At 66.5% G+C, this 14,070-nt stretch carries 15 protein-coding genes; 8 read left to right on the top strand and 7 right to left on the bottom strand.

The annotated features are described in order from the left end of the window. Positions 1 to 103: 103 nt before the first annotated feature. Positions 104 to 1,072: a mycothiol synthase gene (mshD, locus tag FBY31_RS07730; protein ID WP_142038888.1), complete on the bottom strand. Its 969-nt coding sequence runs from the start codon at positions 1,070 to 1,072 to the stop codon at positions 104 to 106. Positions 1,073 to 1,122: 50 nt separating this feature from the next. Then, positions 1,123 to 1,821, bottom strand: a complete 699-nt coding sequence (locus FBY31_RS07725; protein WP_142038885.1) for a winged helix-turn-helix transcriptional regulator — start codon at positions 1,819 to 1,821, stop codon at positions 1,123 to 1,125. Positions 1,822 to 2,159: 338 nt separating this feature from the next. On the opposite strand from FBY31_RS07725, the gene FBY31_RS07720 reads away from it, so the two are divergent. From FBY31_RS07720 to FBY31_RS07695, 6 genes are all read left to right on the top strand, one after another. Next, the gene (locus tag FBY31_RS07720; protein WP_142038882.1) at positions 2,160 to 2,927 is read left to right on the top strand and encodes a permease; all 768 of its coding nucleotides are present in this window, start codon (positions 2,160 to 2,162) and stop codon (positions 2,925 to 2,927) included. A 168-nt stretch (positions 2,928 to 3,095) separates the two neighbouring features. Further along, positions 3,096 to 3,704, top strand: a complete 609-nt coding sequence (locus tag FBY31_RS07715) for an FABP family protein (protein WP_104998656.1) — start codon at positions 3,096 to 3,098, stop codon at positions 3,702 to 3,704. 38 nt (positions 3,705 to 3,742) lie between these two features. Beyond that, positions 3,743 to 4,483: a flavodoxin family protein gene (locus FBY31_RS07710; RefSeq protein ID WP_142038879.1), complete on the top strand. Its 741-nt coding sequence runs from the start codon at positions 3,743 to 3,745 to the stop codon at positions 4,481 to 4,483. Between the two features lie 134 nt (positions 4,484 to 4,617). Beyond that, complete coding sequence (gene ygfZ, locus FBY31_RS07705; RefSeq protein WP_200833331.1) at positions 4,618 to 5,700, top strand: CAF17-like 4Fe-4S cluster assembly/insertion protein YgfZ; 1,083 nt, start codon at positions 4,618 to 4,620, stop codon at positions 5,698 to 5,700. Continuing rightward, a complete protein-coding gene (locus FBY31_RS07700; RefSeq protein ID WP_142038877.1) occupies positions 5,700 to 6,125 on the top strand; it encodes an ankyrin repeat domain-containing protein in 426 nt (141 codons plus the stop codon). The genes ygfZ and FBY31_RS07700 overlap by 1 nt, the downstream gene beginning before the upstream one ends. A gap of 48 nt (positions 6,126 to 6,173) precedes the next feature. Further along, a complete protein-coding gene (locus FBY31_RS07695; protein WP_142038874.1) occupies positions 6,174 to 7,688 on the top strand; it encodes a DHA2 family efflux MFS transporter permease subunit in 1,515 nt (504 codons plus the stop codon). On the opposite strand, the gene FBY31_RS07690 is transcribed toward FBY31_RS07695, so the two are convergent. From FBY31_RS07690 to FBY31_RS07670, 5 genes are all read right to left on the bottom strand, one after another. Continuing rightward, positions 7,650 to 8,366, bottom strand: coding sequence for a GNAT family N-acetyltransferase (locus tag FBY31_RS07690; RefSeq protein WP_142038871.1), 717 nt, complete (start codon positions 8,364 to 8,366; stop codon positions 7,650 to 7,652). The genes FBY31_RS07695 and FBY31_RS07690 overlap by 39 nt on opposite strands. 45 nt (positions 8,367 to 8,411) lie before the next feature. After that, positions 8,412 to 9,437, bottom strand: coding sequence for an ATP-dependent 6-phosphofructokinase (locus tag FBY31_RS07685; protein ID WP_142038868.1), 1,026 nt, complete (start codon positions 9,435 to 9,437; stop codon positions 8,412 to 8,414). 187 nt (positions 9,438 to 9,624) lie between these two features. Further along, positions 9,625 to 9,882: a PspC domain-containing protein gene (locus FBY31_RS07680; RefSeq protein ID WP_142038865.1), complete on the bottom strand. Its 258-nt coding sequence runs from the start codon at positions 9,880 to 9,882 to the stop codon at positions 9,625 to 9,627. Positions 9,883 to 9,885: 3 nt separating this feature from the next. Continuing rightward, the gene (locus FBY31_RS07675; RefSeq protein ID WP_142038862.1) at positions 9,886 to 10,185 is read right to left on the bottom strand and encodes a hypothetical protein; all 300 of its coding nucleotides are present in this window, start codon (positions 10,183 to 10,185) and stop codon (positions 9,886 to 9,888) included. 1 nt (position 10,186) lies between these two features. Beyond that, positions 10,187 to 11,809 carry a PspC domain-containing protein gene (locus FBY31_RS07670; protein WP_142038859.1) on the bottom strand — a complete coding sequence of 541 codons (1,623 nt, stop codon included), beginning with the start codon at positions 11,807 to 11,809 and terminating at the stop codon, positions 10,187 to 10,189. 124 nt (positions 11,810 to 11,933) lie between these two features. On the opposite strand from FBY31_RS07670, the gene FBY31_RS07665 reads away from it, so the two are divergent. Then, the gene (locus FBY31_RS07665; protein WP_142038856.1) at positions 11,934 to 13,361 is read left to right on the top strand and encodes an ATP-binding protein; all 1,428 of its coding nucleotides are present in this window, start codon (positions 11,934 to 11,936) and stop codon (positions 13,359 to 13,361) included. Continuing rightward, positions 13,358 to 14,047 (top strand): LuxR C-terminal-related transcriptional regulator, encoded by a 690-nt coding sequence (locus FBY31_RS07660; protein WP_142038853.1) that lies wholly within the window; start codon positions 13,358 to 13,360, stop codon positions 14,045 to 14,047. Before FBY31_RS07665 ends, FBY31_RS07660 begins: the two co-directional genes overlap by 4 nt. Positions 14,048 to 14,070 lie beyond the last annotated feature (23 nt).

The raw sequence follows: 14,070 nt of genomic DNA, 5'->3' as shown, positions 1-14,070 counted from the left end.
CTGCCGTTTCCGGCCGGCGCGGTTCTGTTTCAACCTTACAAGCATTCAATAGGGGAAGGCCCTTGATTCAGCGCCCGGGACCGGCGTGCGTCAGGCGGCTCGGCTAACCCGCCGCCGGACCGTACATCACGTCCATGTCCCACCGGCTGAAGCCCAGCTGCCGGTACAGGGCAACCGCCGGTGCGTTATCGGCATCGACATACAGCATGACGGCATGCAGCCCGAGGGCCTGCAGGTGTTTGATGCCGGCCACTGTGAGGGCCTTTCCCAGACCTGACCCCTGGGCTTCCGGGGTCACCCCCACCACGTAAATCTCGCCGATGGCGGGGTGCGGGCCGTGCTGGGGATGGACCTTGGTCCAGTGGTAACCCAGCAGCCGGCCGTCCCCATCAACAGCCAGGAGGAAGCCCGCCGGGTCGAACCAGGATTCGGCCATGCGGGCGTCAAGGTCCGCCCGGTTGAGGCTGCCCTGCTCGGGGTGGTGCGCGAAGGCGGCCCGGTTGGCCGCCAGCCAGGCGTCCTCATCCTGCCCGGGCACAAAGGCGCGGATGGTCACCCCGGCCGGAAGGGCGACGTCGGGAAGGTCGGCAGCCGCCGTCGTCATCCGCATTTTCCACAGTTCACGCACCGGCACGTAGCCGTAGCGGGCGGCAAGATCAGCGGCAGCCTCATGGTTGCCATGGGACCACGCCTTCAACCCGCTGAACCCCCGCCGGTCCTGAAGGGCACCCACCAGGCGGTCCCCGACGCCCTGGTTCCGGTAACTGGGATGCACCGCGATCTCCACCACGCCAGTACCGTCCGGATCTTCCACCACGGCGGCGAATCCCGCCAGGTCCTGGCCGGAGGCAGGATCGGAGTCCTCGTCCGGGGCGTACAGGGCCAGGGTCAGCAGCTTGTGTTCGGTGGAATCCCCGGCACGCATGCTGATCAGGGTCTGCTCGGAGATGGACGGGTTGCCGTCCGATTCCTCGGCAGCGGCCAGGAGGTCGCGGCAGTCCTGGAGGAGCTGCCGGTCAACCCCGCCCTGGACTACATGGACGGGCCACTTCTCAGGGTGCGCTGGAGTCATGAGGCAAGGCTATACGGGAATCATTCGGACACCGGCCGCGGCGAAGCGGCTCAGGCTTCGGTCAGCTCGTCTTCCTGCTGCCGGACCAGGGTGAGCCGGTAGCCGACGTTTCGGACGGTGCTGATGAGGTTCTCGTGGTCGGCGCCCAGCTTGGCCCGGAGGCGCCGGACGTGGACATCCACCGTGCGGGTGCCGCCGTAGTAGTCGTAGCCCCACACTTCGGTGAGCAGCTGCTGGCGCGTGAACACCCGGCCAGGATGCTGCGCCAGGTACTTCAGGAGCTCGAATTCCTTGAAGGTGAGGTTCAGGGGAGCGCCATTCACCCGCGCGGTGTAACTCGCTTCGTCGATGATGACGCCGGCAGCCCGGATCTCGGACGGCGCGTCATCCTGCTCGGGGACGGCCCGGGCGACGGAGAGCCGGATGCGTGCCTCCACCTCGGCGGGGCCGGCTGATTCGAGCACGATGTCGTCAACGGCCCAGGCGGAGGACACTGCGGCCATGCCGCCTTCAGTCAGGATCAGCACCAGCGGGGCGCTGAGGCCGGTGGCTTTGAGAAGCTGGGTGAGGGACCGGGCACCCACCAGGTCCTTACGTGCATCGAGCAGCACGATGTCGCAGGGATCGGTCTCCAGCAGGGCCGTTGGCTCGGCGGGGAGGATATGCACCCGGTGGTTCAGCAATTCCAAGGCAGGCAGGATGTCCACCGAAGAACCGGTGCTGTTCGTCAATAACAGGATGTGGGACATTGTTCCTCCAAGGGCCGTCCGCGCATCGTTGGGCGACTGAACCGGATTCTCACCGGCCGGTACTGGCTCCCTGCCCCGGTTTTGGGCCGCTGCCAACCGCAGCGATCCGCACCTCAGCAGGGAACTTAGCTGAGCCTTGAGTATACCCGCCGGGTCCGCGGGAGGCATGGATTAGCCTCGGTGAATGTACGTTTTGCGACATATCCCGTTCACATAAGGCAGGATTGGAGCAGGGCTGGATGCCCTGGCACTGAGGGCGCGCGCCGCCTTCCAAGACGTCAACGCAGGATGGGATGCAGCGCAGTGAGTGCACAGACTAGGCCCGGGCCGGGATCCGAATGACGGCGGAACTTCAGGCACCCGTGCGCTCCCTGGGCTCGTGGACCATCGGTGTGGTGGGCATTGCGGGACTGGCCGCGATCATCGCCGGGGTGTATGCGTCCCGCGAGGCCTTGGTGGCCGTTGCCGTGATCATCGCGGCCGCTGTTGGCATCGGCTGGCCGCACTTCCTCCGGATTCCCGCCAAGAAGACCCTCGCCGCGGTCATCGGCCTCGCCGGCGCCGGATCCGCCCTCGCCGCCGCATACGCCCCCGCTCCCGGGTTCCTGGACTGGACGCCGCCCTTTATCGCCCTCGGGATCATGGCTGTGTTTGCGGTGCAGCTCATCCGCGGAACGGGGCAGGCCCAGCGCCTGGAGTCGACGCTCGGATGTTCAGTGGGCGTGTTGCTGTCCTGTCTGGGCGCAGGATGGATCGCCGGCGCGAGGTTAAACGGCCTGCGGGAGATGCTGCTCGTGGCGGCCATCAGCGGGGTGGTTGCCCTCCTGGTGGGACTGATCCGCTGGCCGGACAGCATCGTGGCGCCCCTGGGGATTGTCCTGGCCGGACTTGCCGGGCCGCTTGCCGGGCTGGTCCTCTCTGAGGTCGCCGTGCTCCCGGCCGCGGTTTTCGGTGTGGTGGTGGGCGCAGTGCTGGTGAGCTTCCGCCGTCTTGTAACGCTCCGGGGGGCTCCGCTAAATGTTCCCGCTGCCCTTAGCATGGGGCTGGCGCCTGTCTCCGCGGTGGGTTCACTGGCCTACTTCATAGACAAACTACTCATCTACTAACAGTTAGGATGGCATCATGTCCGTACTTGCTTTTGAAATTTTCTTCCTTGTCCTGCTCGGCATCGCCAGCCTGTCCATGGCGTGGTTCGCCGGATTTGTGGTCTACCGCCTCTTCAAGGGCCAGAAGTAGGCCCGTTCCGTAGCTAGCCGTTTTCCGAGGTAATTGCTGTGCCGATTGAGATTCCCACAGACCTGACTCCAGAACTCGTCCCGCTTTCCTGGCTCATTGGTGAGTGGGAGGGCCGCGGCCGGCTGGGCAGCGGGGACGAGGACTCGGAACACTTCCTGCAGCACGTATCCTTCACACACAACGGACTGCCGTACCTGCAGTACCGTGCGGAGAGCTGGTTGACCGACGACGACGGCACGCGCCTGCGTCCGCTGACCGTCGAGACCGGCTTCTGGGCGCTGGAGCGCAAACAGCTGGATGCCGACGGCGGCCCCGGTTTGATTCCGGCAGACATCGTCCCCGCGCTGAAGAGCGCGGACGAAGTGGAGGCCTTGCGCAACAGCGAGGGCGGGTTCGACATCTCTGTGTCCATCTCCCATCCCGGGGGCATTTCGGAGTTGTACTACGGGCAGATCAAAGGCCCGCAGATCCAGCTCACCACGGATATGGTGATGCGCGGAAGCCACTCGAAGGACTACAGTGCTGCCACCCGGATCTTCGGCCTGGTGGATGGGAACCTGCTCTGGCGCTGGGATGTCGCCGTTGGCGGTAAGGAAGGCAAGGGGCTGGAAGCCCACGCGTCTGCTTTCCTCAAAAAAGTTTCCTGACCGCAACAGGTCGGGAGGAATGAAAGAGGGCGCCGCGCATGGAAGATCCTCAGAACGTGCAGGCCGCCGGGAACGGGCGGGACTATAGCGACCTGAAAGCCGTCTTCTTCAACGGGACCCTGAAGCGGTCGCCGCAGACGTCCAACACGGACGGGCTGATCACCATCAGCCGGCTCATCATGGAAAAACAGGGTGTCAGCGCCCGGGTGATCCGCACGGTGGACCACGATATTGCCAGCGGTGTCTACCCGGACATGACCCAGTACGGCTGGCCCACGGACGAATGGCCGGAGCTGTATCCCGCGGTACAGGAAGCGGACATCGTGGTGGTGGCCGGGCCCATCTGGTTGGGCGACAACTCCTCCCAGACCAAAAAGCTCATCGAACGCCTCTACGCCCACTCAGGGGAACTGAACAACAAGGGCCAGTGGGCGTTCTACCCCAAGGTGGGCGGCTGCCTCATTACGGGCAACGAGGACGGCATCAAGCATTGCTCCATGAACGTCCTCTACAGCCTGCAGCACATTGGCTTCAGCATTCCGCCGCAGGCGGATGCGGGCTGGATCGGGCCGGTGGGCCCCGGCCCAAGCTACCTGGATGAAGGCTCCGGCGGTCCCGAAAGTGACTTCACCAACCGGAACGCAACCTTTATGACGTGGAATCTCCTGCACCTGGCCCGGATCCTCAAGGACGCCGGCGGGCTCCCCGCCTACGGCAACCTCCCCAAGGAATGGGCCGCCGGAACCCGCTTCGATTTTGAAAACCCGGAATACCGCTGACCCGCCCTTGCCGGTGGTTGAGCTTGTCGAAACCTGATCTTTCCGGTGGTTGAGCCTGTCGAAACCTGATCTTTCCGGTGGTTGAGCTTGTCGAAACCCGGAATACTCCCTGACTAAAGGACGTTGCCCCCAGTATGACTATTCCCAGCCCTCTGTTGTCGCGCCCCGGAGCCGTTGAGGCAGCAGGCGCGGACGCCGGCGTCGCAGCCCACTACGGCGAGCCGCTCCGCGAGCAGCGCGCACTCGCCGCCGGAACCGCCGTCGTCGACCTCTCCAACCGCGGCGTGGTGACGGTGGCCGGGCCGGACCGCCTGACCTGGCTCAACACGTTGTCCTCGCAGCAGGTCACCGGCCTGCAGGCGGGGGAGTCCAGCGAGTTGCTCCTCCTGAGCGTCCAGGGCAGGATCGATTTCGACGCCAGGGTGATTGACGACGGCGGGACCACCTGGCTGATCGTGGAGGCCGCCGAAGCTGCCCCGCTGGCAGAGTTCCTCAACAGGATGAAGTTCATGCTGCGGGTGGAGATCGCCGACGTCTCGGCCGACTGGGCCGTGGTGGGGAGCACCAGGGCGATCCCCGAGTGGGCGCAACGGCTCGTGTGGCAGGACCCCTGGCCCAATGTTGGGCCCGGCGGCTACTCCTACGCCACCGTTCCGCCGGCTGACCATCCCGGGCTTGAGCGCCCGTGGTTTGAGTACCTGGTTCCTGCCGCCGAACTGGAGGAAGCCGTGGAAGGGCGCCCCCTGGCCGGGGTCCTCGCTGCCGAAGCGCTGCGCCTGGCTGCCTGGCGTCCCCGCATCGGTGCCGAAACGGACGACAAGACCATCCCGCACGAACTGGACCTCCTCCGCACGGCGGTCCACCTGGCCAAGGGCTGCTACAAGGGCCAGGAAACCATCGCGCGCGTCCATAACCTGGGGCACCCGCCGCGGCGGCTCGTCTTCCTGCAGCTGGACGGATCACAGCATACGCTGCCCCAGGCCGGCAGCCCTGTCCTGGTGGGGGAGCGGAAGGTGGGTACGGTGACATCCGTGGCCCAGCATTACGAGATGGGGCCGGTTGCCCTCGCAGTCATAAAGCGTTCCGTAGCGGCGGATGAAATACTGACGGTCCTGGACGGGGACGAGCCGTACACTGCCGCCCAGGAACTTATTGTTGCCCCGGATGCCGGCCAGGTGGTGGGGCGCCAGACCGGATTCCTCAAGGGGCCACGCTGATGACTGACAACACCGCTGCACCATCCAACCCGCCTGAGGCTGCGGAAGGGCCCGACGACGAAGCGCTGGCCCTGGCGCACACGCTGTTCCAGGCTGCCAGGGAGGGGGACTCCGCGCTGCTGCGCGCCTATCTCGACGCCGGCGCTCCCGCCACCTTGACCAATGCAGCCGGCGATTCCCTGCTGATGCTGGCCGCCTACCACGGCCACGCAGAGACTGTTCAACTGATCCTGAAACACGGCGCCGAGGCAAACACCGCCAACGACCGGGGCCAGACCCCGCTGGCCGGAGCCGCCTTCAAGGGCTACACCGATGTTGCCCGTGTCCTGCTCGACGCCGGGGCGGACCCGGACGCAGGATCCCCGTCCGCTCGCGCGGCCGCCCAAATGTTCGCCCGGACGGAGATCCTGGATCTCCTGGGCTAGTAACTGCGGGTCCCGCCCGGCAGCAACAACTTGACGAAGGATGACCCAGTGGAAAACGTAGCAAAGCAGTGGCCGGCCCTTTGGTCGCTGGTGATCGGCTTCTTTATGATCCTGATCGACACCACTATCGTTTCCGTGGCCAATCCGCGCATCATGGAGGGCCTGAATGCAGACATCAACGCGGTCATCTGGGTCACCAGCGCCTACCTCCTGGCCTATGCCGTCCCGCTGCTGATCACCGGCAGGCTGGGCGACCGCTTCGGGCCGAAGAAGCTGTACCTGTCCGGGCTGGTGGTCTTCACCCTGGCCTCGCTGTGGTGCGGCCTGTCCGGTGATGTCCGGACCCTCATTGCGGCGCGGGTACTGCAGGGCCTCGGCGCGGCCATCATGACGCCGCAGACCATGGCCGTGATCACCCGGATCTTCCCGCCGGACCGTCGTGGCGCGGCAATGGCCGTATGGGGTGCCACGGCGGGCATCGCCACCCTTGTGGGTCCCATCCTGGGCGGCGTCCTGGTTGACGGGTTTGGCTGGGAATGGATCTTCTTCATCAACGTGCCCGTCGGCATCGCGGGCTTCATCCTCGCGTGGCGCAACGTTCCCGCCCTCAGCACGCACCCGCACCGGTTCGATATCCCCGGCGTCCTGCTCAGCGCCGTCGGACTCTTCCTGCTGGTGTTCGGCATCCAGGAAGGCGAAACGTACAACTGGGGCACCATCAGCGGGCCCATCACCGTGTGGGGCCTGATCATCGCCGGAACCGCCGTCCTGGCCCTGTTTGTCCTGTGGCAGCGCTTCAACAAGGGTGAACCGCTGCTGCCGCTGGACCTTTTCCGGGACCGCAACTTTTCCCTGGCCAACATCGGCATCACCACCGTGGGCTTCACCGTGACGGCCTTCAGCCTGCCGCTGATTTTCTACTACCAGCTGGTCCGCGGCCTCACACCCACCCAGTCGGCCCTCATGATGGTGCCCATGGCACTGATCTCCGGCGGCCTGGCGCCTGTGGTGGGAAAGATCATCGACAGGGTCAATCCCAAGTTCATCACCGCCGCCGGCCTGGTGCTGATGGCCGTGGCGCTGGTCTGGAACTCGGTTCTGATGCAGCCGGACACGCCCATTCTGATGTTCCTGCTGCCCAGCGCCGTCCTGGGATTCGCCAACGCCGGCATTTGGGCGCCGCTGAGCACCACCGCCACGCGCAACCTTCCGCCGCGGCAGGCCGGCGCCGGTTCGGGGGTCTACAACACCACCCGGCAGATCGGCGCAGTCCTCGGCAGCGCTGCCATCGCCGTGCTGATCCAGTCCCGGCTGGCTGCCGAGCTTCCCTCGGGCGGGCAGGGTGGAACTGCCGGCGAAGGCATGGGGTTCTCCGGAAGCCTGCCGGAGGCCCTCCACAGCGGATTTGCGACGGCGATGGGCCAGTCCATCCTGCTGCCCGCCGGTGTGATCCTGGTGGGCGCGGCCGTGGCACTGTTCTTTGCCAAGCCCCAGCCGGTTCAGGGCTGGGGCACTGCTTCCCCGTCAGCCAAGGTGGACGCTGGTCTGGATTCCGCCGGCTGACAGGCCGAGCTTCCGGGCCAGCGCCAGGGATCCGGTGTTGCTGACGTCGGTGCGCCACTGCAGCGTAAGCCCTGCGGCCAAGGCTTCGTGGGCGGCGATGGACACGGCGAGCGAGCCCAGGCCGCGGCGGCGCCATTCCGGGTCCACCAGGACCCCGAGCTGGGCCAGCAGGCCCACCCATTCGGAGTAGGCACCGCAGGCCAGGGGCACGCGCCGGCCCTCCACCTCGTGGATGATGGTGTAGCGGTTTTCGAGGTCTGAAAGGCCCACCTCGTTGACGTCGTCCGGCGGGCAGCGGCCCTCCAGTTCGATGGCTTCCGGGTTGCCGTGCGAGACGGTCATCTCTTCCGGGGGCTGCTTGAGCGGCAGGTCGTCCGCGAAGAACAACGCCGCGGCGCCCAGCCCGTGGCCGCCGTGGGACCGGGTCAGCGTCAGGAGCGTGACGTGCTGGGCCATCTCCTCGTCCGGAATGCCCGCGGCGGCGTCAATGGCCCACTGCGGACCCACCAGTGCCGAACTGCCAAAGAGCCGCACGAACTCCACGGTGCGGGCTGATTCGTCGGCACGGACAATCCGCTCCCCGGAGGCCAGGGCAGAACCGAAAGCGTCGTCGTCGAGTTCCAGGCGCCGGGCCCATGCAAGCTGGATGATGGCGGCAGAACCGGGGTCAAGTGTCATGATCCCAGCCTAGGGCGGGCAGCCGGCGCGGCCGAACAGGACACCTCAGCCGAAGAGGACGGCAGCTTCGTCATAGCGCTTCTGCGGGACAGTCTTGAGCTTGCCCAAGGCTTCCTGGAAGCCTACGTGCTCAATGTCCGTGCCCTTCAGCGCCACCATGGTGCCCCAGTAGCCTTCCACCACGGAGTCGATGGCGGCCATGCCCAGCCTGGTGGCGAGGACCCGGTCGAAGGCTGACGGCACGCCGCCGCGCTGGATGTGGCCCAGGATGGTGGCGCGGGTTTCGATGCCGGTGCGTGCTTCGAGTTCCGGGGCGAGCTGGTCCGCAATACCGCCCAGGCGGGGCCGGCCGAAGGTGTCCAGGCCGCGTTCGGAGTGCGGGGTTTCCATGTGCTCGGGCACGAAGCCTTCAGCGACCACCACCAGGGGCGCGCGGCCACGGGCGTGGGCTTCCTTCACCCATTCAGTGATCTGCTCGATGCTGACCTTCTGCTCCGGGATGAGGATGGCGTGGGCGCCGGCTGCCATGCCGGCGTGGAGGGCGATCCAGCCCACATGGCGGCCCATCACTTCGGCGATCATGCAGCGGTGGTGTGATTCGCCGGTGGTGCGGAGCCGGTCGATGGCTTCGGTGGCGATCTGCACGGCAGTGTCGAAGCCGAAGGTGTAGTCCGTGGCGTCGAGGTCGTTGTCCACGGTCTTGGGGACGCCCACGATCTTCAGGCCTGCGTCCGTGAGGCGCTTGGCGGCAGCGAGGGTTCCCTCACCGCCGATCGCAATGATGGCATCGATGCCGAGGCGGTCCATGTGGGCTTTGATGACCTCGGGACCGCCGCCGTTTTCGAAGGGATTGGTGCGGGAGGTACCCAGAATGGTTCCGCCCTGCTTGGCAATGCCGCGGACCATGGTGCGGGGAATATCGATGATGTCGCCCTCCACCACGCCGCGCCAGCCGTCAAGGAAACCCACGAATTCGTGACCGTGAATGGCAATGCCTTTGAGGACCGCTCCGCGGATCACGGCGTTCAATCCGGGGCAGTCGCCACCGCTGGTGAGAATTCCAATTTTCATGTTGCTGGCTCAAATCCTGGGGAGAAGGTATACGGGCAGAGCGCCACGCTGAGCTCACATAGAGTCTAGTAGGGGGTGTGGGGTACGACACAAACCGGTTACATTAGCCCCAAGTCTGCTGCAGTCACCGGGAACGCAGAAAGGCTCCCGCTCCATAAAAGCAGCGGGAGCCTTTTTGGCTGGTGTGCTAGGGGCGGTTGATGGACCGCTGCTCGAGGAATGTCTGGAGCGGGATGACGTTGCGCTGGTCCGGCAGGATAACCCAGGCCAGGAGGTAGAAGATGACGGCCGGGCCGGGGAGCAGGCAGAAGATCAGGAAGGCGATCCGGACGAAAGCTACGTCCACGTTGAGCTTGGCAGCGATTCCTCCCAGCACCCCTCCGAGCCACCGTTCCGGTCCGCGTTTCAGGCCAAGGCCCCTGACTGTGCTGAAAAACTTGTCCATGGTTCAAGACTTCCGTGTTGTGGGGCTGTTGTCACGTTTCCGGGCGGAGAGGAGTCCGCCCACCACCAGGGCCGCGCCGGCCCCAATCATCAGGCCGATTAGGACGTAGGTCCCGTTCAGGGTGACGATGCCCAGCTGGGCGATGATGATCAGGGCGGCGAGGGCCAGGACGATCAAGCCCCACACCACCGTGCCTACCCTCGCTCCGGAGGGAGGGGCAGCAGCGCTGCCTGCCGCCGTCGTGCTTCCGGGGACGTACGGATCCGGAACGTAAGGGTCCGGGGCCGGAGTTTGGCTGCTCATCTTAGTTACCTTCCTCAATGGTGACGTTGCTGAAGGCGCCCTCGATCTCGATGATCAGGTGGCTGCCAGGCTCGTCGCTGTTGTAGCTGCTTTCCCTGGTGGTGATGCCGCCGCGGTCGCCGCTGCGTTCGTTGATGTTCCCCATGGCCATGTCCGCTTTGATATCCACGGGCACTTTTGCAGGGATAACAACCGTCACGTTGCTTGCCGTGATGTCGAGCGGAACCACCACCTCGGAAGTCAGGGGGGCGTTGGCGTCGAGGCGGGTAAGGTCAACAGTGCCGCGGCTGCCGGCGACATCAAGGCCGTTGCGGGCCTCTTCGATGCTCGCCGGGTTCCAGTTCACTTGCTGGAACCGCATCCGGTCGCCGTTGCTGCCCACCACGTTGAAGATGCCGCCCATGATGAGCACTGCCACCGCGAAGAATGACAGGATGCCCGCCGTCCTGCCGCGCAGGCCCATGACGAGGATCCCCAGGCCCAGGACCGCGGCCGCGCTGGCCAAGGCAATGGCGTTGGTGGAGTCACCGAGGTTGATGATGTTGGTGACATCCAGCGCTTTGAGTCCGGCACCGGCCAGCAGCGCGCTGCCGGCAACCATCGCGACGGCGGGAGCACCGGGACCTGCGGGACGCACCTTGGGTGCCGGTGGAGGACCTTGGGGCGGCCGGGCGCCGCCGTACCGTCCGTTGTCCCAGCCGCTGCCGCCGGATCCGCTGCCGCCGTAAGCACCGCCTCCATACCCGCTGCCGTTATAGCCGCTGCCGGACGTGGTATCGGAGGAGGTGCCGCCGTAGGGGCTCCCGGTGAAGGGACCTGTGCCTGCGACGTCGGAGTACGGAGGAGTTGTTGCTGTGGCGGAACCCGACGCGTAGGCGTTGGTGCCTGCCGCTGCTGCGCCGGCGGGGGTTTCGGCTGCGGCCTTGTTCCGCTGGACCAGGTAGTAGATCAGGTAGATCGCCCCGCCCACCCAGAAGATGGTCCAGAGGAAGCCGCCGAAGCCGCGGTTGCCCCAGCCCCAGAAGCCGCCGCCCAGCCCGCCGAAGCCGAGGATGATGGCGATCAGGGAACCCGTCATGCCGCTGGTCCAGCGGCCCGCGCCGGCTTCCTGGACATGGATCCGGCCGTCGGGCTCCGGAAGGAACGCCCACGCGAGGCCGTAGAGGAGTACGCCGATGCCGGCGAAGAGGGTGAGGACGATGAAGACGCCGCGGATGATCAGCGGGTCGATTCCCATGCGGTGGGCAAGTCCGCTGGATACGCCGCCGATCCAGCGGTCCTGGCCGCGGCTGATGCCGTGGCTGCGGATCCAGCCAAAGAAGTCTGCCTGCTGGCCGGGCATTCCGGCATACGCGTAGCTGCCGGTGTTCGGCGCAGGGTAGGAACCGGCTGGCGGGCCGGTGTAGGGCCCGCCGAAGCTGTCCTGGCTGGATTCGCTAGTGGATTCGCGGCTGGATTCGCTGCTGGATCCGCTGGCGGGTTCCTGCGCTGGTTCCTGCGGCGGCTTCTGGTCCTGCAGGGACGGGGAGGCCGGCGGCAGGGGCTCGGTGGGTTGTGCGTTGTCCCGTTCGGGGAGGGGCTCCGTTGGATGGCCGTCATCAGGGGTGGGCGTTTGCGAGTTCATACTTCGATCCTTCCGTCCGCGGCGCTTCCGCTCTACTGGGGGACACCCTGAACGGTCCCTGAGCGGCCCCCGGTTCAGGCCCGAACCGGGTCCGGGAGACCCTGATCCGTGTTTGGATTGATCCATGACAACCCCCCCCATCCGGCCCCCGCTGGTCCGGCGCAGCGACCGCTTTATCGCGGGTGTGTGCTCCGGCCTTGCAGCGCACCTGGGCTGGCCGGTCCGGAACGTGCGGGTGGGTATGGTCCTGGCTTCGCTGGCGGGCGGTGCCGGCGTCGTCTTCTATGCCTGGTTGTGGATCATGGTGCCCACCGCGGACGAAAGCGCGCGGCGGCAGGCACGCCGGCCGGCGTCGACCATTGCGCCTGCCGTGAGCCAGGAGACTGTCCCCACAGTTGTCCGCAGCGGTGTTCCTGCTGGTGTCCCGACAGCCGGGCCAGCCCTTGAACCCCCAGGCATGCCCGGCCATCGCGGGTTCCTGCCCTCCCCGGGCGGACCTTCCTACCCTGAGCCGGGGCACGCCGCGGAAAGTACTCCGGAACCGGCGCGGCCGCCCTGGTTCCGGTTCCGCGACATGCGGTACGGCAAGGAAATCCTGCTCGGGGTCGGGCTGCTGCTGGTGGCGGGCATCCTGATCGCCCAGCTCCTCGGCGTGGACGTTCCGCTGGGCACCCTGATTCCGGCGGCGGCAGTTCTTGGCGGGGCGTCCATTGCCTGGGTGCAGCTGGACGAAACCCGGCGCGCCGGGCTCGTGGACAAAACCAAGGCGGACCAGGCCGGTGGCTGGGCCCGGCTCGCGGCCGGCCTGGCCCTGGTGGTGGCGGGCGTCCTGGTGATGGTGTCCGGTTCCGGCTCGTGGGAACAGACCTGGCTGGCGCTGCTGGCTTCCGTGGCTGTCCTGGGCGGCGTGGTGCTGGTCCTGCTTCCCTGGGGGCTGAAATTCTGGCGCGACCTCGAAGCGGAGCGGGCAGGCCGGATCCGGGAAACGGAGCGTGCGGAGATCGCGGCACACCTCCATGACTCCGTGCTGCAGACCCTGGCACTGATCCAGCGGCGGGCGTCCAACGAACACGACGTCGTCCGGCTGGCCCGTGCGCAGGAACGGGAGCTGCGGGGCTGGCTCTTCACCGACCCGGGGAAGGATGCCGGGCAGCTGTCGGACCGGATCAAGGCTGTTGCTGCTGAGGTGGAGGACCTGCTGGGCCATGCAGTGGAGGTGGTGAGCGTGGGGGACACCGTGGTCAGCGAGGGCCACGAGGCCCTGATCCAGGCCAGCCGTGAGGCAATGCTGAACGCCTCCCGGCACGGTGGTGGGACGGTCTCGGTTTACCTGGAAGTATCCGGCGGCCGTGCGGAAGTGTTCATCAAGGACCGGGGCCCGGGCTTCGAACTGCAGCACGTGCCGGAGGACCGGCTGGGCGTCCGGGAATCCATCATCGGCCGGATGAACCGCCACGGCGGCACAGCCACGATCATCAGCACTACAGAAGGCACAGAAGTGCGGCTCAGCTACCCGGCCGCCCCGCAGGACATAACGGAAGGCAGACCATGAACACCGCCCAGGGATCCGGTACAGGCCCCGTCCGGCCCGCCACACCCGTCCGGGTAGTGATCGTCGATGACCATGCGATCTTCCGCTCCGGCCTGAAAGCGGACCTGGATCCGAGCATCCACGTGGTGGGGGAGGCAGCAACGGTGGAGCAGGCCATTGCCGTGATCGCCCAGGAGCGCCCGGAGGTGGTGTTGCTGGACGTCCACCTGCCCGGCGGCCTGGGCGGTGGAGGGCGCGAAGTGATCGCCGGCTCAGCCGCCCTGCTGTCCACCACCAGGTTTCTTGCGCTCAGCGTGTCAGACGCGGCCGAAGATGTTGTGGCGGTGATCCGGGCAGGAGCGCGGGGCTACGTCACCAAGACCATCTCCGGGGCGGAAATCACCGATGCCGTGTACAGGGTGGCCGGGGGTGATGCCGTCTTCTCGCCGCGCCTCGCGGGCTTCGTGCTGGATGCCTTTGGCACCTCCCCCGCAGATATAGCCGACGACGAACTGGACAGGCTCTCCGCCCGCGAACTCGAGGTCATGCGGCTGATTGCACGTGGCTACAGCTACAAGGAAGTCGCCAAAGAACTCTTCATCAGCATCAAAACAGTGGAAACGCACGTCTCCGCCGTGCTCCGCAAACTCCAGCTGTCCAGCCGCCACGAGCTCACCAAGTGGGCCGCCGAGCGCCGCCTCCTCTAACCAGACGCTCTCTCACCTAACGC

The sequence above is a fragment of the Arthrobacter sp. SLBN-100 genome, from assembly GCF_006715305.1.
Classification (GTDB): Bacteria; Actinomycetota; Actinomycetes; order Actinomycetales; family Micrococcaceae; genus Arthrobacter.
The sequence above is the reverse complement of the archived record's forward strand: the minus strand, read 5'-3'. Positions and strand labels throughout refer to the sequence as shown.